The organism is Ruegeria sp. BE10, from assembly GCF_056538905.1.
Map to the genome: position 1 here is coordinate 239,760 of NZ_JBQFTX010000001.1, position 18,212 is coordinate 257,971.

Genomic DNA, 18,212 nt, shown 5'->3' on the forward strand with positions numbered 1-18,212 from the left:
TCGCGCTAAATCAAAGCAAAGGCCCGCCAATGGCGGGTCTTTTCATTTCAGGCGCGTGTTGCGGTGACGATGTCCTCTCCGACTTGGCGGATGACCTGAGCCAGACCGTCGAACCAATCCTCGCCCACAGTCGATGCACGCCGGACCAGACCAACCGTTCGCGCCGGTTGCGGCGTGCCAAAGCGCAGCAGTTTCAATCCGGGAACAGCGTCAGATTCCGCGCGCGCGGCCAGTTCGGGCATGAGAGTCAGACCAAACCCCTCAGCCACCAATCGTGACAACGTCGCAAGCGATGACGCACCCATATTGATCAGGCCGCTGCTTCGATCCCGACCGCAGACCTCAAGCGCCTGATCGGTCAGACAGTGACCGTCATCAAGCAACATCAGTTGCGCGGTCTGCAGGTCCAGCGGCCGTAATGCTTCAGGGTTGGGGACCATGCCCTTCAAGCGCGCTGAGCTGCCAGCCAACAGGAAGCGATCCTGAAACAGAGGCAGTTCGAACAACTCACTCCCACCGGCGGGCAAAGCCATGACGCCGGCGTCGATTTCCCCGGCGCGCAGCATAGTCAGCAAACGCTCAGTTCTAGCTTCGCGCACCTGCACGCGCAACGACACATCGGACGATCGCAACCCAGCCAGCACACCCGGCAGTAAATACGGCGCGATCGTTGGGATGATCCCGATCGCCAACGACCTGTGCCCCCCAGAGCGATCCTTGGCAAACTGATCTAACCTGTCCGCCGCTCCAAGAACCTGACGCGCATGATCCAGCACGTCGCGCCCTAGCGGGGTCAGCAGAATATCACGCGCCTGACGTTCGAAAAGCGGACCGCCCAAACTGTCCTCTAACGCCTTGATCTGCACGGACAAGGCGGGCTGAGACACGTGGCACACCTGGGCGGCCCGACCGAAATTGCGCTGTTCTGCGACTGCACTGAAGTATTTCAGCTGTCTAAGGGTAAAATTCATAACCTTTGATTATCATCCATCCACCCAAGTGCAACCAAAACATATCGCGCCGTTAACCGATCATGCGATTGCGCTCGGACTGCCCTTCATAATGTCGCTTGAGCCGCTGCAACGCGATCCGCAACACGATCTTGCCCGAGCGCGCCGACCAGCCCATCCGCTTTTCCGCAAGCTCTAGCCCTTCGAGGTAGCAACAGCAGCGCAAAGCAACATCGCTGAGACCCGGACCCAGATCTGACAAAGCATGTTCAACCCGATCCCGAGCGTCCGACGCCCCGTGCCCAGCATGAGCTTCACTGTTGAAACCACCGCGCCCCCCTGCAGTCAGAAAATGGTCCCAATTCTGTGCGACCTGAGGGCCAATCTGCGCCAGTTCGAAATCCTCACGCAGGCGTTCGCCCGCCGCCACAAGTGTTTCATCAAGAAAAGGCTTTCCATCCCGATCTCGCCGACGTGCCAATGCGATCAGGGGGCTTTCCGCTGCACTATAGCGAATCCGCCGAGGCCGGTCGGGTTTTGCAGTCACGCTCTGACAGGGTGCCATTTGCGCTTGGAACGGCGCTTGTGCATCTGCCATTCCAAATTCACTACGCTCACGCGCTTTGTTCTCGGCCTCGGCAATAAGGCGACTCAGCGCCGTGCGGCCCGACGAAGAAATCCGATACCGCGAAATCCGTCCGGGATTGTTGCAGGAAATCCAGTCTTTCAGTGCCAGTGCCTGCGCAATCTTGCAATCCACAACGGCTGTTCGTGTGGCGCCGCTGTCTCCGGTGTCGCGGACCACCACGGCCTTGTCCATTTCCTCAGCCACCGCAAGCACTGACCCCGTTTCACACAAACGGCGCAATATTCGCAGTGCCTCGCGGTTGAATTCTTCGTCCTTGGCGGCGGCGGTTTCCTGTTCGGTCACAGCCAAGGCCCCGAATTGGATCGGGCCCGTGCCATCGGCTGAATCCGAGAAATGCGTTTCCGCCAGAGATTGCAGCGCGGCATCCACCAAGGGATCGTCCCGTCGCATTTCGATGCGCCTGATTTGTCTTAGTATGGTCGAAGCATGGCACCCTGCGGATCGCGCAATATCGCGGATCGACTGTCCGGTCTCTGTGTGGGCAAGGTATCGTTGTGCCCCCTCAGGTACCCAAGCCGGAATGGTGAATGCCATGTTGTTTTCCATAGTTACTTGCCCTCGTCGACACAACAATCTGTTTTCAATCGCCCCCGATGAATTTGTTAACCAATTCTAACTAGAGTTGCTTTCGTTACTCGTTCGTTAACCCGCAGCGACAAGGACCAGATTTGATTCAAAAACATAAACACTCATGAAGTCAGAGTTCGGCGCGAACCCAATCAAGGCAACACCCGCTTAGGTTGTGTCACACATTCAGGGACGTTCACTCACACAAGGGAACCCCGGAATGCAGGACCTGATGACCATGATTACCACCCTCCGCCGCCCTCGCCTGTTGGCACGAGCCGCGAAACACGGGGCGCAGGACTATGACCGGGATCGGCACCTGCAGCGCATCCTTGGCTATGGATCACTGCCTGGCACGGGTGCGGCACTGATGCGTCTGATGGAAATGGAGCGAGAGGTTAACGCGCAGCGCGTAGAAGAGGACGCAGCCTATTCGCTGGTCCGTCATTTGGACCTGCTGATCGCGTTGTTGGGCGAGGCGCAGCTGTTTCAGGCCAGCCGCGCCGTGCAATATCAGTGATCAGGTAAAGGCATCCGGCATGGATGCTTTTTTCTTGTCAATGTACTCGTTCAGAGCAGCATTGATTGCCGGGTCGAGTTGCGGTTGCTGATAGTTGGCCAGCAGATGCTCGACCCGGGCAGAGGCCAGTTGACGCGTGTCACGCGCGCCTTCATCTTCCCAGGTTTCGAACGGTTTGTAGTCCAGCAATTCCGACTTCCAGAACGCGTCCTTGAAGTTCGCCTGCGTATGCGCACAACCCAGATAGTGGCCGCCCGGACCAACCTCGCGGATCGCATCCATCGCCTGCGCATTCTCGTCGTAAGCCACGCCTTTGGCCAAGCCGTGCAGCACGCCCAGTTGATCCGCATCCATGACGAACTTCTCGAAATCCGCAACCAGACCGCCTTCGAGCCAACCGCAGGAATGCAGCATGAAGTTCACGCCTGACATCAGGCCCATGTTCAGCGAGTTTGCTGTTTCGTAAGCAGCCTGCGCGTCGGGCAGTTTCGAGCCACAGAACGACCCGGCCGAGCGGAACGGCAGGTTCAGGCGACGCGCCAACTGACCCGCACCATAGGTGACCATCGACGCCTCGGGCGTACCGAAGGTCGGCGCGCCCGAGTTCATGTCAATCGATGACACGAAGGCACCAAAGATTGCCGGGGCACCCGGACGGATGATCTGGCTATACGCGACACCGGCCAGAACTTCGGCCAGAACCTGCGTCAGCGTCCCTGCCACCGAAACCGGTGCCATCGCGCCACCCACGATAAAGGGAGAGATAATGCAGGCCTGATTGTTAGCCGCGTAAACTTCAAGCGAACCCATCATCACGTCGTCGAAGGTCATCGGCGAGTTGATGTTGGTCAGCGAGGTCATCACTGTGTTTTCCTGCACGAACTCTTTGCCGAACAGGATCTCGCACATCTCTACCGAATCCTGCGCCCGGCTAGGGTCGGTGACCGAGCCCATGAATGGCTTGTCCGACAGGGTCATGTGCGCCATCAGCATGTCCAGGTGACGCTTGTTCACCGGCACGTCGGTCGGTTCGCACACAGTCCCGCCCGAGTGGTGCAACCACTTGGACATGTAGGCCAGTTTCACGAACTTGTTGAAATCGTCCATGGTCGCATAGCGACGGCCACCTTGCGCGTCGCGCACGAATGGAGGGCCGTAGACCGGCGCCAGCACCAGATTGCGGCCCCCGATGACAACCGATTTCTCGGGGTTGCGCGCGTGTTGTTTGAACTCGCTAGGGGCAGTTTTGATCAGCTCGCGCGCCAGACCGCGCGGGATGCGAACACGTTCACCATCGACATCGGCTCCGGCATCTTTCCAGCGCTGCAGCGCGCCCGGATTGTCGACGAAGTTAACGCCGACCTCAGCCAGAATGGTTTCCGCATTGGTTTCAATGATCTCCAACGCTTCTGCGTTGAGGACCTCGAAATTCGGAATATTCCGTTCGATATATTTTGCAGTTTCGATTCGAACTGCGGTGCGCTCGGCCCTACGGGCGGCACCACCACCGCCTCTGGCTCTGCGTCGGGTGTTTGCCTCTGCCATGAGATAATCCCGTTAGTCATGTTCACGTTGCAAATCGTGTTACCGGAACCGCAGATCACACCAGACGTGGATTACGGCGCTATAGGGGTAAAAGCGACATGATCGCCTATTCGATGTCGTTTGAACCACTAATTCCTGACGCTCATGATAAAAGCATGAAACCGAAATCGCAAAAACCGTCTAACCGCTAGCTGAGCGAAAACTCCTTTACGCGACAGAATTTGGGTACGTTGCATTTCGCAAGATAGTTGTGAGAAATCTAAATTGAGGGGCTGACAAACCTCAAAGGTTTTTACGCATCGCAACCGAATTCCCGGCCACTTCAGTTTCGATCCAGCCGAGATGCGCGTAAATCGCCCTCGTATCCTGCATCAAACGATGGGTGCGCAATTCCATATGGGTGCAGCCAGCCTCGCGCGCTTCGGCTTCGGCGCGTGACAGCAGTTTTCCAGCGACACCTTGCCCTTGGGCCGACGGTGACACGGCCAGATTGATAACCTTCATCACAGCACCCTGTTGCGCAAACACAATCACACCAGCCAACCCATCATCACTGCGGGCCAGGACCACGCGACGTTCCGCAATATCTTGCGCCAAACCACTCGTCACATCAGGCAGATCATCAATAGAACTGCGCGCTTTGGCATAAGCCGCCCTGATGCAGTCTGTGACCGCCTCGACGTCATCCTGCGTTGCATCCGTGAAACGAATGACGGCCATTGATCCCATCTCCTTCCGCATCTGACTGAAATCGCCTTCATAACGCTTGCACATAACCGCCGCGCGACCTAAGAGCCAGTCATGAGCCAGACATCCCATGACCGCCTTCTGATCATCGACTTCGGCAGCCAGGTGACGCAGCTGATCGCACGCCGCCTGCGCGAGTTGAATGTCTATTGTGAAATCCACCCCTATCAAAACGTTACGATGGACTTTGTACGCGAAATGGCGCCCAAGGCCGTGATCTTCTCGGGCGGACCGGACAGCGTGACGCGCGAAGGGTCCCCCCGCGCCCCGCAAGAGATTTTTGACTATGGCGTGCCGATCCTTGGCATCTGCTATGGGCAGCAAGTCATGATGCATCAGCTTGGCGGCAAAGTCGAAAGCGGCCACGGCACTGCCGAGTTCGGTCGCGCCTTTGTCACTCCGAAAAACCAACTGGATATTCTGAACGGCTGGTTCGCGGATGGCGACGAACAAGTCTGGATGAGCCATGGAGACCACGTCAGCGAAATCGCCCCCGGGTTCGAGGTCTTCGGCACCTCACCCAACGCGCCCTATGCGATCACGGCTGATACCAACCGTCACTTCTATGCCGTTCAGTTCCACCCCGAGGTGCACCACACGCCCAAAGGCGCGAAACTGTACGAAAACTTCGTAAAACTGGCTGGCTTCAACGGCGATTGGACCATGGGTGCCTATCGCGAACAGATGATCGAAAAGATTCGCGAGCAAGTCGGCGACAAAAAGGTCATCTGCGGCCTGTCCGGCGGCGTCGACAGCTCGGTCGCGGCGATCCTGATCCATGAAGCGATTGGTGATCAACTGACTTGCGTGTTTGTCGATCACGGCCTGTTGCGCAAGAACGAGGCCGAAGAAGTCGTCGGTATGTTCCGCGACAACTACAACATTCAGCTGATACACGCAGATGAAAGCGACCTGTTTTTGGGCGAGCTGGACGGCCAATCCGACCCGGAAACCAAACGCAAGATCATCGGAAAGCTGTTCATCGACGTGTTCCAGAAACACGCTGATACGATCGAAGGGGCCGAATTCCTGGCCCAGGGCACGCTCTATCCCGACGTGATCGAATCGGTTTCGTTCTCGGGCGGCCCCTCGGTCACGATCAAATCGCACCACAATGTCGGAGGCCTGCCTGAAAAGATGGGCCTGAAACTGGTCGAACCCCTGCGAGAGCTGTTCAAAGACGAGGTTCGCGCACTGGGCCGCGAACTTGGCCTGCCGCAGAGCTTCATCGGGCGCCACCCCTTCCCCGGGCCGGGTCTGGCGATTCGCTGCCCAGGCGAGATCACCCGTGAAAAACTGGAAATCCTGCGCGAAGCCGACGCCATCTATATCGACCAGATTCGCAAACATGGTCTGTATGATGATATCTGGCAGGCTTTTGTTGCCATCCTTCCGGTACGCACCGTCGGTGTGATGGGTGACGGGCGCACATATGATTATGCATGTGCGCTGCGTGCCGTAACTTCGGTCGATGGCATGACCGCCGACTACTATCCGTTCAGCCACGAATTCCTCGGTGAGACCGCCACGCGGATCATCAACGAGGTCAAGGGCATCAACCGATGCACTTATGACATCACCTCGAAACCTCCGGGAACGATTGAGTGGGAATGACAATAAGCCGGGCTTTGACCCGGCTTTTTTGTTTAAGTCCTGCAAGAAACCCATAGGTTTTAAATTAGAATTCCGCGATTCCCGCAGGCAGGTAAATGGACAGCAGCAGACCGCAGATCGGCAAAGCCGCGCTTTGGATGACGGGGGCAATTGCTTCTTTCTCATCGATGGCGGTTGCCGGCCGCGAATTGAGCGTGGCCCATGATACATTCGAAATCATGTTTTACCGCAGCCTCGTCGGCATCTTCGTTGTAGCGGTGATTCTGACCCTGTCGCGCAAATGGGATCAGGTCTCGACATACAGACTGGGGCTGCACGGTGTCCGAAACCTGACGCATTTTATTGGTCAGAATTTGTGGTTCTACGCGGTAACCGTCATTCCTCTAGCACAGGTTTTTGCGCTTGAGTTTACGCAACCCATCTGGGTGATCCTGCTGTCTCCGCTGCTGCTGAAGGAACGGCTAACACCTGTACGCGCGCTGTCTGCCTTGATTGGTTTTGCCGGTGTCCTGCTTATTACCCGCCCCGGTGCCGTGCCTCTGAGCGCTGGTATTTTGGCTGCTGCTTTGTCTGCGGTATTCTTCGCATTTACAACGATTTCCACCAAAACCCTGACCCGTTTTGCAAGCATTGGATGCATCATGTTCTGGCTGACTGTCATGCAGGCTGTCCTGGGATTGATGGCCGCAGGGATCGATGGGCAGATCGCTCTGCCAACCGCGAGCACGATCCCCTTCCTGGTATTGATTGGGTTGGCAGGACTACTGGCGCATTATTGCATCACCAACGCTCTGGCTATTGCGCCTGCGACTGTGGTTGTACCGTTCGATTTTGTCCGCCTGCCCACAATTGCCGTGATCGGAATGATTCTGTACCACGAGCCGCTGGATCACTGGACGCTGCTAGGGGCCGTCGTGATCTTTTCGGGCATCTTTTTGAACGTGCACGCCGAAAATCGTAACAGTTTGGCAACAGTTTCCCGACACACTCACCCTGAATAACGCACCGTCACTAGTTGACGGTAATATAACCCTCAAGAAAGTATCGAGCACCACAAGACAGATCGGCCTTCACCACTCGATAGTCCGGTCTGAATAACAGGACACCTTTTGGGAGGACAGAATGAAAAAAGCGCTTCTACAGGCGTGCGCGGTGTGCGTTGGGACAACAGGAGCTTACGCCGGCGGTCTGGATCGTAGCGGACAGGGTGTCAATATCCTGTTCGAAGAGGGATCAGTTGTACAATTCCGTCTCGGCTATACTGATCCAAGCGTAAGCGGCACTCAAAATGGCGTGGATTCCGGCAATGTTGCCGAGTCATTCTTCACACCGCATTTAGCCTATAAACATGCTTTTACAGACAGGCTGGATTTCGCACTGGTCTATGATGAGCCGTTCGGCGCGGATATCGAGTATCCGTCAAACTACCCGTTGTCGATCAACCCGACAACGCCATTTGGTGGGCGCACAGATGTTCTGCGCGCCAAAGCAGATGTGGACGCAATTACTGCGCTTGTTCGGTATAAATTCGACGGTGGCTTCAGCGCTATCGGAGGTCTGCGCGCGCAACGTTTGAAAGCCAACGTGGCAGTGCCCGCCGCTGCGGGGTACGAAGTCGACACAGATTCTGACATCGCATTTGGGTATGTCGTCGGCGTCGCGTGGGAAAAGCCAGAAATTGCCGCACGTGTGGCTCTGACTTACAACTCAAAAATCACACACGATTTTTCCCAGACAGAGTCATTCAACTTCGTGCCGCCTGTATTCCCGCCTAGTGCGGTACTGGTCACAGCGGAAACCGAGTCTGAGATTGAATCACCTCAATCCATCAATCTGGATTTCCAAACCGGTGTAGCCCCCAAAACATTGCTGTTTGGTTCAATTCGATGGGTGGACTGGCCGCAAACTGTTTTTGCGCCGCCCAACTATGTCAACATTGTCGGGGATAACCTCGTCGACTACGAAGATGATACGTTTACGTATACGCTGGGGCTCGGCTATCAGTTCTCGGAAGAGTTTTCGGGTGCGGTAACTGCTGGATATGAAACATCCACTGGTTCCGAAGTCACAAATTTGGGCCCGACAGATGGGTTCTGGAGCCTTGGGCTCGGTGGAACCTACTCTCTCGAACGCGCTCAGATTTCCGGTGGTGTCCGGTATACAGACATTGGAGACGCCACTACCACCACCGGGGGAGAATTCAGCGGCAACAGCGCTTGGAGCGTCGGCTTCCAAATCACCTACTCGCTGGGCTGATCCGCAACAGAGTGAAACGTTGAACCCCGCCCTGCCGGCGGGGTTTTTCTTTGTGCGTTACCAAGATTTCAATTACCTCGGCCATTGCAGGCGCACAGGAACTTCACCGTGCTGCAACCTTGGGTTATGGACAATCTTCCACTTCCAACGGCGGTGGCGATTTCGGCACCTTCACCGGAGATTTCACTGTCGCTTTGAGCTTCGACAACGGTCTGCATTGGGGTTTGACGCCAAGTATTACAACGCCGATCCCGACAATTTTTCCGGGGATCTTTCCTTCTGAGATCTGGGCGCGACGCTGACTTACCAATTTGATAACTGCGGCGTTCTGGGTGGCTACCTCGACTATGCCGGGCTCGAAGCCTGGATCGGAGACTCGGATACATCCTCAAGCCTGCCAAACGGCACAGATTGGGCCGATTTCTGTGCGAGCTTCCGCTATCAAGTGTCGGACTATGCGGTATTCGGTGGTCACTATGTTCGCAGCGATGTGCCGGGTGGTGGTGTAAACCTTGATCTGTATTGCGTCGGCTTGGGTGGTTACTATTGATTCAACAACGGTTGGGAACTTACGCCAGTCTCGTGCATCAGTCGTTTAGCGACCTCGATTTGGACTCCACAACGCAGGGTATCGGCGCGGACTATAATCTGATTGAGACCAGCGAAGCTCTCGGACAAGTGTCTCTGGAACAGGCCAGAACGGATATCGAAATCGGCCGTGCAAGCGGCGATATCGATACCCTTCGCTTTGGTCTGACATTCCCCCTTAGCGGTCCCACCTCCTCCACTCTGTTCAACAGCGCAGCCCGCGCGTCTTGATGGCATTTGGGATCATAGGGCTGCTGAACATCGCCATTCCGTTTTCCGGGATGATTTGAGAGCAGTTGTATATCGATACCAGCCAGATCTCGTGCTAGAGGGGGCCGGTTAGTTTATTGGGGTGCGACCATTGTCAGGCAGCTGATCCCAAACCGTTCGGACACACGCGATTGACGCCACCCGCTGCCCGTTTTAGCAAGGTCGGAAAAAGGGATGGCGGAAGATGATCTACGGCTCGGCTAAAGACTGGCGCGATGCGGCGCGAAAAAAGGTGCTGTTCTTTGGCATGTCGGGCCTGGGCAAAACCTATGTGTCGAACGTGCTGCGCGACTCGGGCGATTGGTTCCACTATTCGATCGATTACCGCATCGGTACCCGGTACATGGGTGAATACATCGCTGACAATGCCAAAGCCGAGGCGATGAAAGTCCCCTTTCTGCGCGAATTGCTGTTGTCGGATTCGATCTTTATCGGCTCGAATATCTCGTTCGAGAACCTGACGCCTGTCGCCGCCTATTTGGGTAAGCCCGGAAATCCGGCGCTAGGTGGTTTGGAACTGCCCGAATACAAACGCAGGCAGGAACAATTCCGGCAGGCGGAGATTCACGCGCTTCTGGATACCGAGTATTTCATCGACCGGGCACAACGTCTGTACGAATACCCGCATTTTATCTGCGACACCGGCGGGTCGATCTGCGAATGGGTAGACCCGGAAAATTCTACAGATCACGTGTTGTCCGAACTGTCTCGCCAAACCTTGATGATTTGGATTCAAGGGGATGAAGATCACACGGCAGAGCTGATCAGCCGCTTTGATAAAGCGCCCAAACCGATGTCTTATCAGCCCGAATTTCTGGTCCGTGTTTGGGACGCCTATCTGACCCAGCATAACTGCCGATCCGAGGATGTAGACCCCGACGCGTTCATCCGCTGGACTTACGCGCAGGCGCTGGCGCATCGGCAACCCCGCTATCAGGCGATGGCGGACAATTGGGGTGTAACAGTCACCGCTGATGACATGCACAAGGTCCGTGATGCCTCTGATTTCGATGAGTTGATCGAACGCACCCTTGAGACCCGCGCAAACCGGGCTTAATTACCGCCTCTACACTGTAACTCCAAAGGCTTGTACCTGATGCCAATCAAGATCCCCTCTGACCTGCCCGCATTTGACGTTCTTACCCAAGAGGGCGTATCGGTCATGGCCGAGGATCAGGCAATGCGTCAAGACATTCGCCCCCTTCGGATCGGGTTGCTGAATCTTATGCCCAAGAAGATTCAGACTGAAAATCAGTTTGCCCGCCTGATCGGGGCGACTCCGTTGCAGATCGATTTGTCGCTGATCCGGATGACGGAACACCGCACCAAGAACACCGCGGCCGAGCATATGGCCGAATTCTATCGCCCTTTTCAGGAGGTGAAGGACGAGAAATTTGACGGGCTGATCATCACCGGTGCCCCGATTGAACATCTGGAATTCGACAACGTCACCTATTGGGACGAAATGCGCGAAGTGTTCGAATGGACGCAAACCAATGTGCATTCAACCTTTGGTGTGTGCTGGGGTGGAATGGCGATGATCAATCACTTCCATGGCGTCAAGAAACATATGTTGGACGCTAAGGCGTTTGGTTGTTTCCGGCATGCGAACCTTAATCCGGCCTCGCCGTTCCTGCGCGGGTTCTCGGATGATTGCGTGATTCCGGTCAGCCGCTGGACGGAAATGAAACAGAATGAGATTGATGCCGCTAACGGTTTGGTAACCCTGCTGGGTAGCGACGATGTCGGTCCCTGTCTGGTCGAAGATCGGAACCATCGTGCCATCTATATCTTCAACCATTTCGAATATGACAGCGATACGTTGAAACAAGAATACGACCGCGATGTTGCCAACGGCACGCCGATCAACGTGCCCTTGAATTACTATCCGGACGACGATCCAAGCCAGACACCACAGAACAGATGGCGCAGCCATGCGCATTTGCTCTATGGCAACTGGATCAGCGAGATTTATGGGACAACGCCCTATGATATCAATCGGATCGGTGTCGATCAGACCGATCTGAGGGCCTGATCCGGTGATGCGCGTCGGCCTCATAGCTTTGACTTTGCTAGTCTTGCTGTGGGCCCTCGCACTCTGGCGCGCCGGTCGGAATGAAGCCCGTGCCGAAGCCGCCTTTCCCCCCGAAGGTCAAATCGTCGAAGTCAACGGCATCCCAGTGCATGCGGTAGTGATGGGTGAAGGCCCGGATGTTGTGCTGATCCATGGGTCCAGCGGCAACACGCGCGACATGACGTTTGCCTTGGCTCCTATCCTGGCGGAAAACTACCGTGTGATTGTGTTTGACCGGCCGGGTCTGGGGTATAGCGCCAGCTTCAATCCGGACGGTGAAACCATTGAGGAACAAGCAGAAATTTTACAAAAGGCCGCGGCTCAACTGGGTGCGGAAAAACCTATCGTCGCAGGGCAAAGCTATGGCGGATCCGTCTCACTTGCTTGGGCTGTTACGCGGCCAGACAATATCTCGGGGTTGGTCCTGATCGCTGCTGCCGCCATCCCGTGGGAGACGCCTCTGGACGGGTTCAACACATTGGCGGCGACACCCACCGGCAATGTCACCGCCCTGCCCCTGATCACTGCCTTTGTGCCCGAATGGTACGTTGAAAAAGCTTTGGACAAGGTGTTCGCACCGCAGACCGCACCCGAAGGATATGCCGACCATTTCGGCCCCGGACTAACCATGCGCCGGGCTTCGATGCATGCAAATGCCAAGCAGCGCGCCAATTTGCTGGAAGAAGTCCGCGCCCTACAACCGCGATACGGCGAGATCGACGTGCCGACCGAGATCGTCCATGGTACCGCCGATGATACCGTTGGGTTGGGCTGGCATTCACATCGACTGATCGATCAAATCCCCGGCGCGGAACTGATTGAACTGCCTGGAATTGGGCACATGCCACAGGTCGTTGCTGCACCCGAAGTTGCTGCCGCCATCGACCGTGCCGCGCAACGTGCGGGTTTGCGTTAGGCCCGCCGCTAATCCATAGTAGGATATGGATTTTATGGCGAGGTAACACATGGCCCGTTCCGAAAAAGGCTCCATCGAAAAGTACTTTAAGAATGACGCCCCGAAAGAGGTGCGTTCGGCCATCGAAAAGTCCGAAAAAGGCGACATCCTGAACCCCACCTTCCCTTACGACGAACGAATGAAGCGTAAGGAATACGAAAAACAGATGGAAATGCTTCAGATCGAACTGGTCAAGATGCAGTCCTGGCTCAAGGAAACCGACCATCGCATATTGCTTATTTTCGAAGGTCGGGACGCCGCTGGTAAAGGGGGCACGATCAAGCGGTTCCGCGAAAACCTGAACCCACGCGGCGCACGCAATGTTGCGCTAAGCAAACCCTCGGACACTGAGCGCAGTCAGTGGTATTTTCAACGATATATCGCACATTTGCCTGCCGCTGGTGAGATCGTGTTCTTTGACCGCAGCTGGTATAACCGCGGTGTTGTTGAAAACGTCTTTGGCTTTTGCACAGCAGAAGAACGTGAACGGTTTTTCCGACAGGTCCTGCCGTTGGAAACCGGTTTGGTGAATGACGGGATCAAACTGTTTAAATTCTGGCTCAATGTCGGGCGAGCAGAACAGCTCAACCGTTTTCTGGCGCGTGAAACTGACCCACTGAAGCAATGGAAACTCAGCCCGATTGATATCGCGGGTCTGAACAAATGGGATGAATACAGCCAGTCGATCGAAGAAACCCTGACGCGCAGCCACACGGAACACTGCCCCTGGACCATCGTGCGATCCGACGACAAGAAACGCGCGCGGCTGGCGGCCATTCGTACGGTTCTGCACGCGCTGGACTATGACGAAAAGGACGAAGACGCCATAGGCGCGAATGACCCCGATATCTGTGGCGGGCCAGAGATTTGGGATGCGTGACAGGTGGTGGACGAATGTCTTTTCGCGAATTATGTCATGAATTCTATAACTTGAAAAAGGGCACCTGAAGCAGGAATGACAAAACGCGGGTATCACCACGGGAACCTGAAACAGGCTTTGATCGAGGCTGCCCTGTCTCTGATCGAAGAAAAAGGTCCGACCGGCTTTACCCTGTCCGAAGCGGCGAAAACCGCCGGCGTCACCCCCGCTGCGGTTTACCGGCATTTCCACGGGCGCGAAGACCTGATCGCCGAAGCCGCTCGGCAAGGGTTCGAGATGTTCTCGGATCTGATGCAATACGCCTATGACAAGGGCCAGCCCTCAGCGCTCGCCGCGTTCGAGGCGACAGGCCGTGCCTATCTGGCATTTGCCCGCAAACATCCTGGCCACTACATCGCGATGTTCGAAAGCGGGATTTCGATCAATCGAACACCTGAACTATCCTTGGCCGCAAACCGTGCCAAAGCAGTACTGGAGAAAGCGGCGGCTGATCTGTCGCAACACATTCCACCGGAAAAGCGCCCGCCCGCATCCATGTTCAGCGCCCATATCTGGGCCATGAGCCACGGCGTTGTTGAACTTTACGCCCGCAACACTGGCGCCAGTTCCCCATTTTCACCCGAAGACTTGCTGGAATCCGGCATCGGCATCTATTTGCGGGGTTTGGGGTTGGTGCCGCAGGACGACTGACAATCAGAACCTGCTCAGCGGCTGTGGTGCGCTGAGGCCAGAGGTGACGTTAATCAACTCCATTTCCCCCATGCCTTTGATATCCACGCGCCCGATATCCGCGACCTGGAACTCATCAATCAAGGCAAATTTCATCTCTTCTGGGGCGACGATATGCATTGGGTTTGCAAAGACTTGCAGGCGCGAAGCAATGTTCACAGCCGGACCGAACACGTCATAGACGTATTTCTGTATCCCAACGACAGAGCCCACCGCAGCCCCCATGCCCAAGCCGATCCGGGCCTGCCATTTATGCGGATGGCTTTCATTGCGCCGCTCCAGATACCGCAGGAAGCGAACGGCGCAATGTGCCACGGCCGTGGCATGATCCGGTGTCGCGTCAGGCATACCAGACACCGCCAGATAGGCGTCACCGATGGTCTTGATCCGCTCGCATCCGAATTGTTCGACGATACGGTCGAACGCAGTGAAGATGTCGTTCAACTCGCTTAACGTGACGGTTGGATCGGTCTTGGCGGCGAAATCGGTAAAGCCCACGAAATCCAGCATCACCACCGACACCTGATCATATAGCTGCGGCGTAACGACACCGAAGGTCTTGAACTCTTCATACACTGCCCGCGGCATAAGGTTTAGCAGCAACCGCTCGACACGCTCTTTCTCACGCTCCAATTCGCGCGTGTTGCGTTCGACCATTGTCGAGTAGCTATCGATCATGCTTTCCAGCTCGCGGATGCGAGTAATGTTCTGGCATTCCACAACCAAAACCTGTTCAGACAAGCCATTCGCGAGCGATACAGCCGTTGCAAAAATCAGCGTTCTGCGTTTTGGCTTGATCTGCAATTCGACTGTATAGCGAAGCCCCGATTGCTTGACGTCCTCCAATTCACGCTGATCCAAAGATGGGAGCAAATCCAGCAGGGTCTGTCCTTCGGTCGGAACCCCAAACCATTCGGCAAACGGCCCATTGTGAAACACAAAACTCAGGTCTGAGGCACGCACAACAGCCACGCCAACTCCGATCGCCCGCAGCAACTGTTCGTTTATCGCTGAAATACTCATGCGGCGTCACGGGTTACAATAATTGCGCGTTTGGATTCAATGGCGTTCAAGGCGATCTTGATGTGACCGTCTTCCATACCGTGCATAGAAAGGGCCTCGGCAAATAGTTCGGCCATCTCATCAAAATCCGCATGAGAGATATTCAGGTGTCGATGAACCGCCTCAATCCTGTCATCGCTAAAAGAAGCAGGACCACCAACCAGAGAAGACACGAACTTGGTCTGGTGATCGATCAGGCGCGGCATGTCGATGTCTTCGAAATGACCACCGATCTGATCGGAGTCCAATGCCATTTCATAGAACGTCATAACGATCCGACTGATCGTTTTGAATCCGCCGTATCTTTCATAGATTGTCTGACTCACACCGCACACCCAAGCTTCAACCACAAAAACACTGAAAGCTTATATCAAACTGACAGTTTTGTTAACGCTTATGCGAGGGTTACCAGATCAATGGTCACGAACGCCCTTTGGGCGGCGTATGTAACTAGTTAGACGTTCAGGTCTTCGGCGCAGGGAATAAAGCCGGCAAACCCACCCTGTGCCAACAACCTGTCCTGCCCGCCTGCGCGCCAATACAGTTTGCGCCGCGCGGCTTGCAGCTCGCGGCGTATACGGAACCCCAATGGCCCCTTGTCCAACCCGCTGTTGGTTTTCTGATCCTGCGACCGCTCGCTAACCTTTACAGGTTCGGCAGTCTGTTCCTGCTGCTTGGACCACATCATCTGTACCCCCACCGCCGGAAAACACTGACACATGCGCCAGTCGGGACGTGGGAGCGAGATAAAGTCGTCCAGATGGTCCGAATACTCCTCAGACCAGGACAGCAGTTTGCGACAAGCCGCTTGCGTCAGAATGTAGGCAGCAGAACTGGGGGCCATTTCCAACATTGGGCGAACTGGAACGTCTGCAATCGTCTCAAGCGGCCCGAACCGCATGGAACGTGGTGAATAATCCAGCTTGATCAGATCAAAACCCGCATCATCCGCCAGCAAAGCCGCGATGACGGCCCCGGCCTGAGCCGACATTTCAACGTCATCCTCAAAAATCGCAACCTTGCTCAGGTTCTGATCCACAGCAACCCGCCAAACGGCGCGGTGGCTTTCAAAGCAGGCGATTTCGCTTTGTGTAAGCCCCCATCGGGTACCGGAGCCGGGAACGTAGCAATTGTCATCCAGTGCGCCGGGTTGCTGACCGTCCACTGCGCTGAACCGCTGTGCGCCACGCAATCCTGTGTCGGCGAACTGACCTTCCATGAACTCGGCCCGCTCGGGCACCCGATCCAGGTTAATAAAATAGGCAGCAGCTCCCGATGGCAGTTCGTAATGTCCCACGGCGCATCCTTTCAAACACTGTCGTCAGATACACACCGCTGAGCCGGACAATCAACCCCACCAGGGCATGACCACGCTGACCCTTGCCGTCAACGTGAGGCAGGAAAGGCAGATCGCCCTTCCTGCCGATCCGATCAGGTGCTGATCGTGTTGTGTTCGGGGCCATAGGGGAAGCCGGTGATGTTTTCGGCTCCAGAATCCTCGACCACAAGGATGTCATGCTCGCGATACCCGCCTGCGCCTTTCTGGCCTTCGGGGATCCACAGCATCGGTTCAATGGATACGACCATACCGGGCTCCAGCACAGTGTCGATGTCTTCGCGCAGCTCAAGCCCAGCCTCGCGACCGTAATAGTGGCTGAGAATGCCGAAGGAATGACCATAGCCGAACGAGCGGTATTGCAGCAAACCTTCGTCAGCGAAGAACCGGTTGATCTCTTCACAGATTCCAGAGCAGGTCGCGCCAGGTTTGATCAGGCCCAGGCCCAACTCATGCGCAGCGACATTCGCCTTCCAGATGCGCAGGCTTTCGGGGTCGGGTTCACCCAGAAACAAGGTGCGTTCCAGCGCAGTGTAATAGCCCGAGATCATCGGGAACGTGTTCAGCGACAGGATATCGCCCTTTTGCAGCGCCCGTTTTGTGACCGGGTTATGCGCCCCATCGGTATTCAGACCGGACTGGAACCAAACCCACGTGTCGCGATATTCTGCATCCGGATAGGCGCGCGCAATCTCAGCCTCCATCGCGTCGCGACCGGCCATGGCGATCTCAATCTCGGTCGCGCCTTCCTGGATCGCGGCATGAATGGCCGCGCCACCGACATCAGCCGTACGCGCACCACCTTTGATCAGTTCGATCTCTTCAGCCGATTTTACCATGCGCGCGGCCATCGTATCCGGCGCGATGTCCACTAACTCTGGCCCGCCCAACATGTCCAACGCCGTATCGCGCATCGCCAGTGTCATGTGATCGCCCTCGATACCGATCCGTCCCGCAGACCCAATCAGGCCGGCCACCGCACGCCAATAGTTGTTCCGTTGCCAATCGGTATAGATCACATTCTCTTCGACCGAGCGCCGCCAAGGTTGGCCAGCGTCGATATTCGCCGAAACCGTGGTGCAGCTTTCTTGGGTGACAACGCAGCCATACGGGCGTCCAAACGCGCAATACAAAAAGCCCGAGTAATAGGCGATGTTGTGCATCGACGTCAGCAGCACCGCCGGGATATCACGTGTCGCCATCGTCGCACGCAGGCTGGCCAGACGTCGGTCATATTCTGCCTTGCTAAACGGGAGCGGCGCCTTGTCACCATTGTGGCTGGTGAAGAACTCGGGGCGATTGTTCAGGTCTTTCATCATCTCTCTCCTCAATGCCGGACAGGCAAAGCCCGGCCACAAGTCCCGGCGTTCAGGACAAGCGGCCTCGGGAACCGAGAGCCATGCACCCCGCGTTGCGTCACGACGCCATCGTGACCGAGGTGCATGGTGAAATCGCTAAATCAGCTTTCGA

Annotated in this window: 18 protein-coding genes; 10 read left to right on the top strand and 8 right to left on the bottom strand. The window is 56.0% G+C overall.

Annotation, left to right across the window (positions count from 1 at the left end; translation table 11 throughout):
- Positions 1-47: 47 nt before the first annotated feature.
- Positions 48-971 (bottom strand): hydrogen peroxide-inducible genes activator, encoded by a 924-nt coding sequence (locus ACR0M2_RS01250; RefSeq protein WP_170358212.1) that lies wholly within the window; start codon positions 969-971, stop codon positions 48-50.
- Between the two features lie 52 nt (positions 972-1,023).
- A complete protein-coding gene (locus tag ACR0M2_RS01255; protein ID WP_480703836.1) occupies positions 1,024-2,145 on the bottom strand; it encodes a DUF6456 domain-containing protein in 1,122 nt (373 codons plus the stop codon).
- A 241-nt stretch (positions 2,146-2,386) separates the two neighbouring features.
- Between ACR0M2_RS01255 and ACR0M2_RS01260 the strand changes: the two genes are divergently transcribed.
- Positions 2,387-2,686: a DUF6477 family protein gene (locus tag ACR0M2_RS01260; RefSeq protein ID WP_480703837.1), complete on the top strand. Its 300-nt coding sequence runs from the start codon at positions 2,387-2,389 to the stop codon at positions 2,684-2,686.
- On the opposite strand, the gene ACR0M2_RS01265 is transcribed toward ACR0M2_RS01260, so the two are convergent.
- Positions 2,687-4,231 carry a trimethylamine methyltransferase family protein gene (locus ACR0M2_RS01265; RefSeq protein ID WP_480703839.1) on the bottom strand — a complete coding sequence of 515 codons (1,545 nt, stop codon included), beginning with the start codon at positions 4,229-4,231 and terminating at the stop codon, positions 2,687-2,689.
- Positions 4,232-4,513: 282 nt separating this feature from the next.
- Positions 4,514-4,951 carry a GNAT family N-acetyltransferase gene (locus tag ACR0M2_RS01270; protein ID WP_480646506.1) on the bottom strand — a complete coding sequence of 146 codons (438 nt, stop codon included), beginning with the start codon at positions 4,949-4,951 and terminating at the stop codon, positions 4,514-4,516.
- Between the two features lie 81 nt (positions 4,952-5,032).
- Here ACR0M2_RS01270 and guaA point away from each other — a divergent pair, with 81 nt between their 5' ends.
- The 9 genes from guaA (at position 5,033) to ACR0M2_RS01315 (ending at position 14,305) form a co-directional block, all read left to right on the top strand.
- Entirely contained in the window at positions 5,033-6,592 is a 1,560-nt protein-coding gene (guaA, locus tag ACR0M2_RS01275) for a glutamine-hydrolyzing GMP synthase (protein WP_425080733.1), read from the top strand.
- Between the two features lie 95 nt (positions 6,593-6,687).
- Positions 6,688-7,593 (top strand): DMT family transporter, encoded by a 906-nt coding sequence (locus ACR0M2_RS01280; protein WP_480703840.1) that lies wholly within the window; start codon positions 6,688-6,690, stop codon positions 7,591-7,593.
- A gap of 121 nt (positions 7,594-7,714) precedes the next feature.
- Positions 7,715-8,848 (top strand): OmpP1/FadL family transporter, encoded by a 1,134-nt coding sequence (locus ACR0M2_RS01285; RefSeq protein ID WP_170348524.1) that lies wholly within the window; start codon positions 7,715-7,717, stop codon positions 8,846-8,848.
- Positions 8,849-9,457: 609 nt separating this feature from the next.
- Complete coding sequence (locus tag ACR0M2_RS01290) at positions 9,458-9,667, top strand: hypothetical protein (protein ID WP_480703842.1); 210 nt, start codon at positions 9,458-9,460, stop codon at positions 9,665-9,667.
- Between the two features lie 223 nt (positions 9,668-9,890).
- Positions 9,891-10,763, top strand: a complete 873-nt coding sequence (locus tag ACR0M2_RS01295; protein WP_480703844.1) for an ATPase — start codon at positions 9,891-9,893, stop codon at positions 10,761-10,763.
- A gap of 39 nt (positions 10,764-10,802) precedes the next feature.
- Positions 10,803-11,741, top strand: coding sequence for a homoserine O-acetyltransferase MetA (gene metA, locus ACR0M2_RS01300; protein ID WP_170409634.1), 939 nt, complete (start codon positions 10,803-10,805; stop codon positions 11,739-11,741).
- A gap of 7 nt (positions 11,742-11,748) precedes the next feature.
- Positions 11,749-12,696, top strand: a complete 948-nt coding sequence (locus ACR0M2_RS01305; protein ID WP_480703846.1) for an alpha/beta fold hydrolase — start codon at positions 11,749-11,751, stop codon at positions 12,694-12,696.
- A 49-nt stretch (positions 12,697-12,745) separates the two neighbouring features.
- Positions 12,746-13,615, top strand: coding sequence for a polyphosphate kinase 2 (gene ppk2, locus ACR0M2_RS01310; RefSeq protein ID WP_170375068.1), 870 nt, complete (start codon positions 12,746-12,748; stop codon positions 13,613-13,615).
- 75 nt (positions 13,616-13,690) lie between these two features.
- A complete protein-coding gene (locus ACR0M2_RS01315) occupies positions 13,691-14,305 on the top strand; it encodes a TetR/AcrR family transcriptional regulator (protein ID WP_170348518.1) in 615 nt (204 codons plus the stop codon).
- A 3-nt stretch (positions 14,306-14,308) separates the two neighbouring features.
- Here the strand turns inward: ACR0M2_RS01315 and ACR0M2_RS01320 are convergent, their stop codons facing one another.
- The 4 genes from ACR0M2_RS01320 to ACR0M2_RS01335 all read right to left on the bottom strand — a co-directional run bounded on the left by ACR0M2_RS01320 (position 14,309) and on the right by ACR0M2_RS01335 (position 18,058).
- Entirely contained in the window at positions 14,309-15,367 is a 1,059-nt protein-coding gene (locus ACR0M2_RS01320) for an adenylate/guanylate cyclase domain-containing protein (protein ID WP_170348517.1), read from the bottom strand.
- Positions 15,364-15,732, bottom strand: coding sequence for a group I truncated hemoglobin (locus ACR0M2_RS01325; RefSeq protein WP_170348516.1), 369 nt, complete (start codon positions 15,730-15,732; stop codon positions 15,364-15,366). The genes ACR0M2_RS01320 and ACR0M2_RS01325 overlap by 4 nt, the downstream gene beginning before the upstream one ends.
- 128 nt (positions 15,733-15,860) lie before the next feature.
- Positions 15,861-16,703: a glycosyltransferase family 25 protein gene (locus tag ACR0M2_RS01330; protein ID WP_170532926.1), complete on the bottom strand. Its 843-nt coding sequence runs from the start codon at positions 16,701-16,703 to the stop codon at positions 15,861-15,863.
- 134 nt (positions 16,704-16,837) lie between these two features.
- On the bottom strand, positions 16,838-18,058 hold the full coding sequence (locus tag ACR0M2_RS01335) for an aminopeptidase P family protein (RefSeq protein WP_480703848.1): 1,221 nt from the start codon (positions 18,056-18,058) through the stop codon (positions 16,838-16,840).
- Positions 18,059-18,212 lie beyond the last annotated feature (154 nt).

Bases quoted from the DNA above. Each gene is read 5' to 3' on its own strand.
- ACR0M2_RS01250 (WP_170358212.1), bottom strand. From the start codon at position 971: ATGAATTTTACCCTTAGACAGCTGAAATACTTCAGTGCAGTCGCAGAA.
- ACR0M2_RS01255 (WP_480703836.1), bottom strand. From the start codon at position 2,145: ATGGAAAACAACATGGCATTCACCATTCCGGCTTGGGTACCTGAGGGG.
- ACR0M2_RS01260 (WP_480703837.1), top strand. From the start codon at position 2,387: ATGCAGGACCTGATGACCATGATTACCACCCTCCGCCGCCCTCGCCTG.
- ACR0M2_RS01265 (WP_480703839.1), bottom strand. From the start codon at position 4,231: ATGGCAGAGGCAAACACCCGACGCAGAGCCAGAGGCGGTGGTGGTGCC.
- ACR0M2_RS01270 (WP_480646506.1), bottom strand. From the start codon at position 4,951: ATGGCCGTCATTCGTTTCACGGATGCAACGCAGGATGACGTCGAGGCG.
- guaA (WP_425080733.1), top strand. From the start codon at position 5,033: ATGAGCCAGACATCCCATGACCGCCTTCTGATCATCGACTTCGGCAGC.
- ACR0M2_RS01280 (WP_480703840.1), top strand. From the start codon at position 6,688: ATGGACAGCAGCAGACCGCAGATCGGCAAAGCCGCGCTTTGGATGACG.
- ACR0M2_RS01285 (WP_170348524.1), top strand. From the start codon at position 7,715: ATGAAAAAAGCGCTTCTACAGGCGTGCGCGGTGTGCGTTGGGACAACA.
- ACR0M2_RS01295 (WP_480703844.1), top strand. From the start codon at position 9,891: ATGATCTACGGCTCGGCTAAAGACTGGCGCGATGCGGCGCGAAAAAAG.
- metA (WP_170409634.1), top strand. From the start codon at position 10,803: ATGCCAATCAAGATCCCCTCTGACCTGCCCGCATTTGACGTTCTTACC.
- ACR0M2_RS01305 (WP_480703846.1), top strand. From the start codon at position 11,749: ATGCGCGTCGGCCTCATAGCTTTGACTTTGCTAGTCTTGCTGTGGGCC.
- ppk2 (WP_170375068.1), top strand. From the start codon at position 12,746: ATGGCCCGTTCCGAAAAAGGCTCCATCGAAAAGTACTTTAAGAATGAC.
- ACR0M2_RS01315 (WP_170348518.1), top strand. From the start codon at position 13,691: ATGACAAAACGCGGGTATCACCACGGGAACCTGAAACAGGCTTTGATC.
- ACR0M2_RS01320 (WP_170348517.1), bottom strand. From the start codon at position 15,367: ATGAGTATTTCAGCGATAAACGAACAGTTGCTGCGGGCGATCGGAGTT.
- ACR0M2_RS01335 (WP_480703848.1), bottom strand. From the start codon at position 18,058: ATGAAAGACCTGAACAATCGCCCCGAGTTCTTCACCAGCCACAATGGT.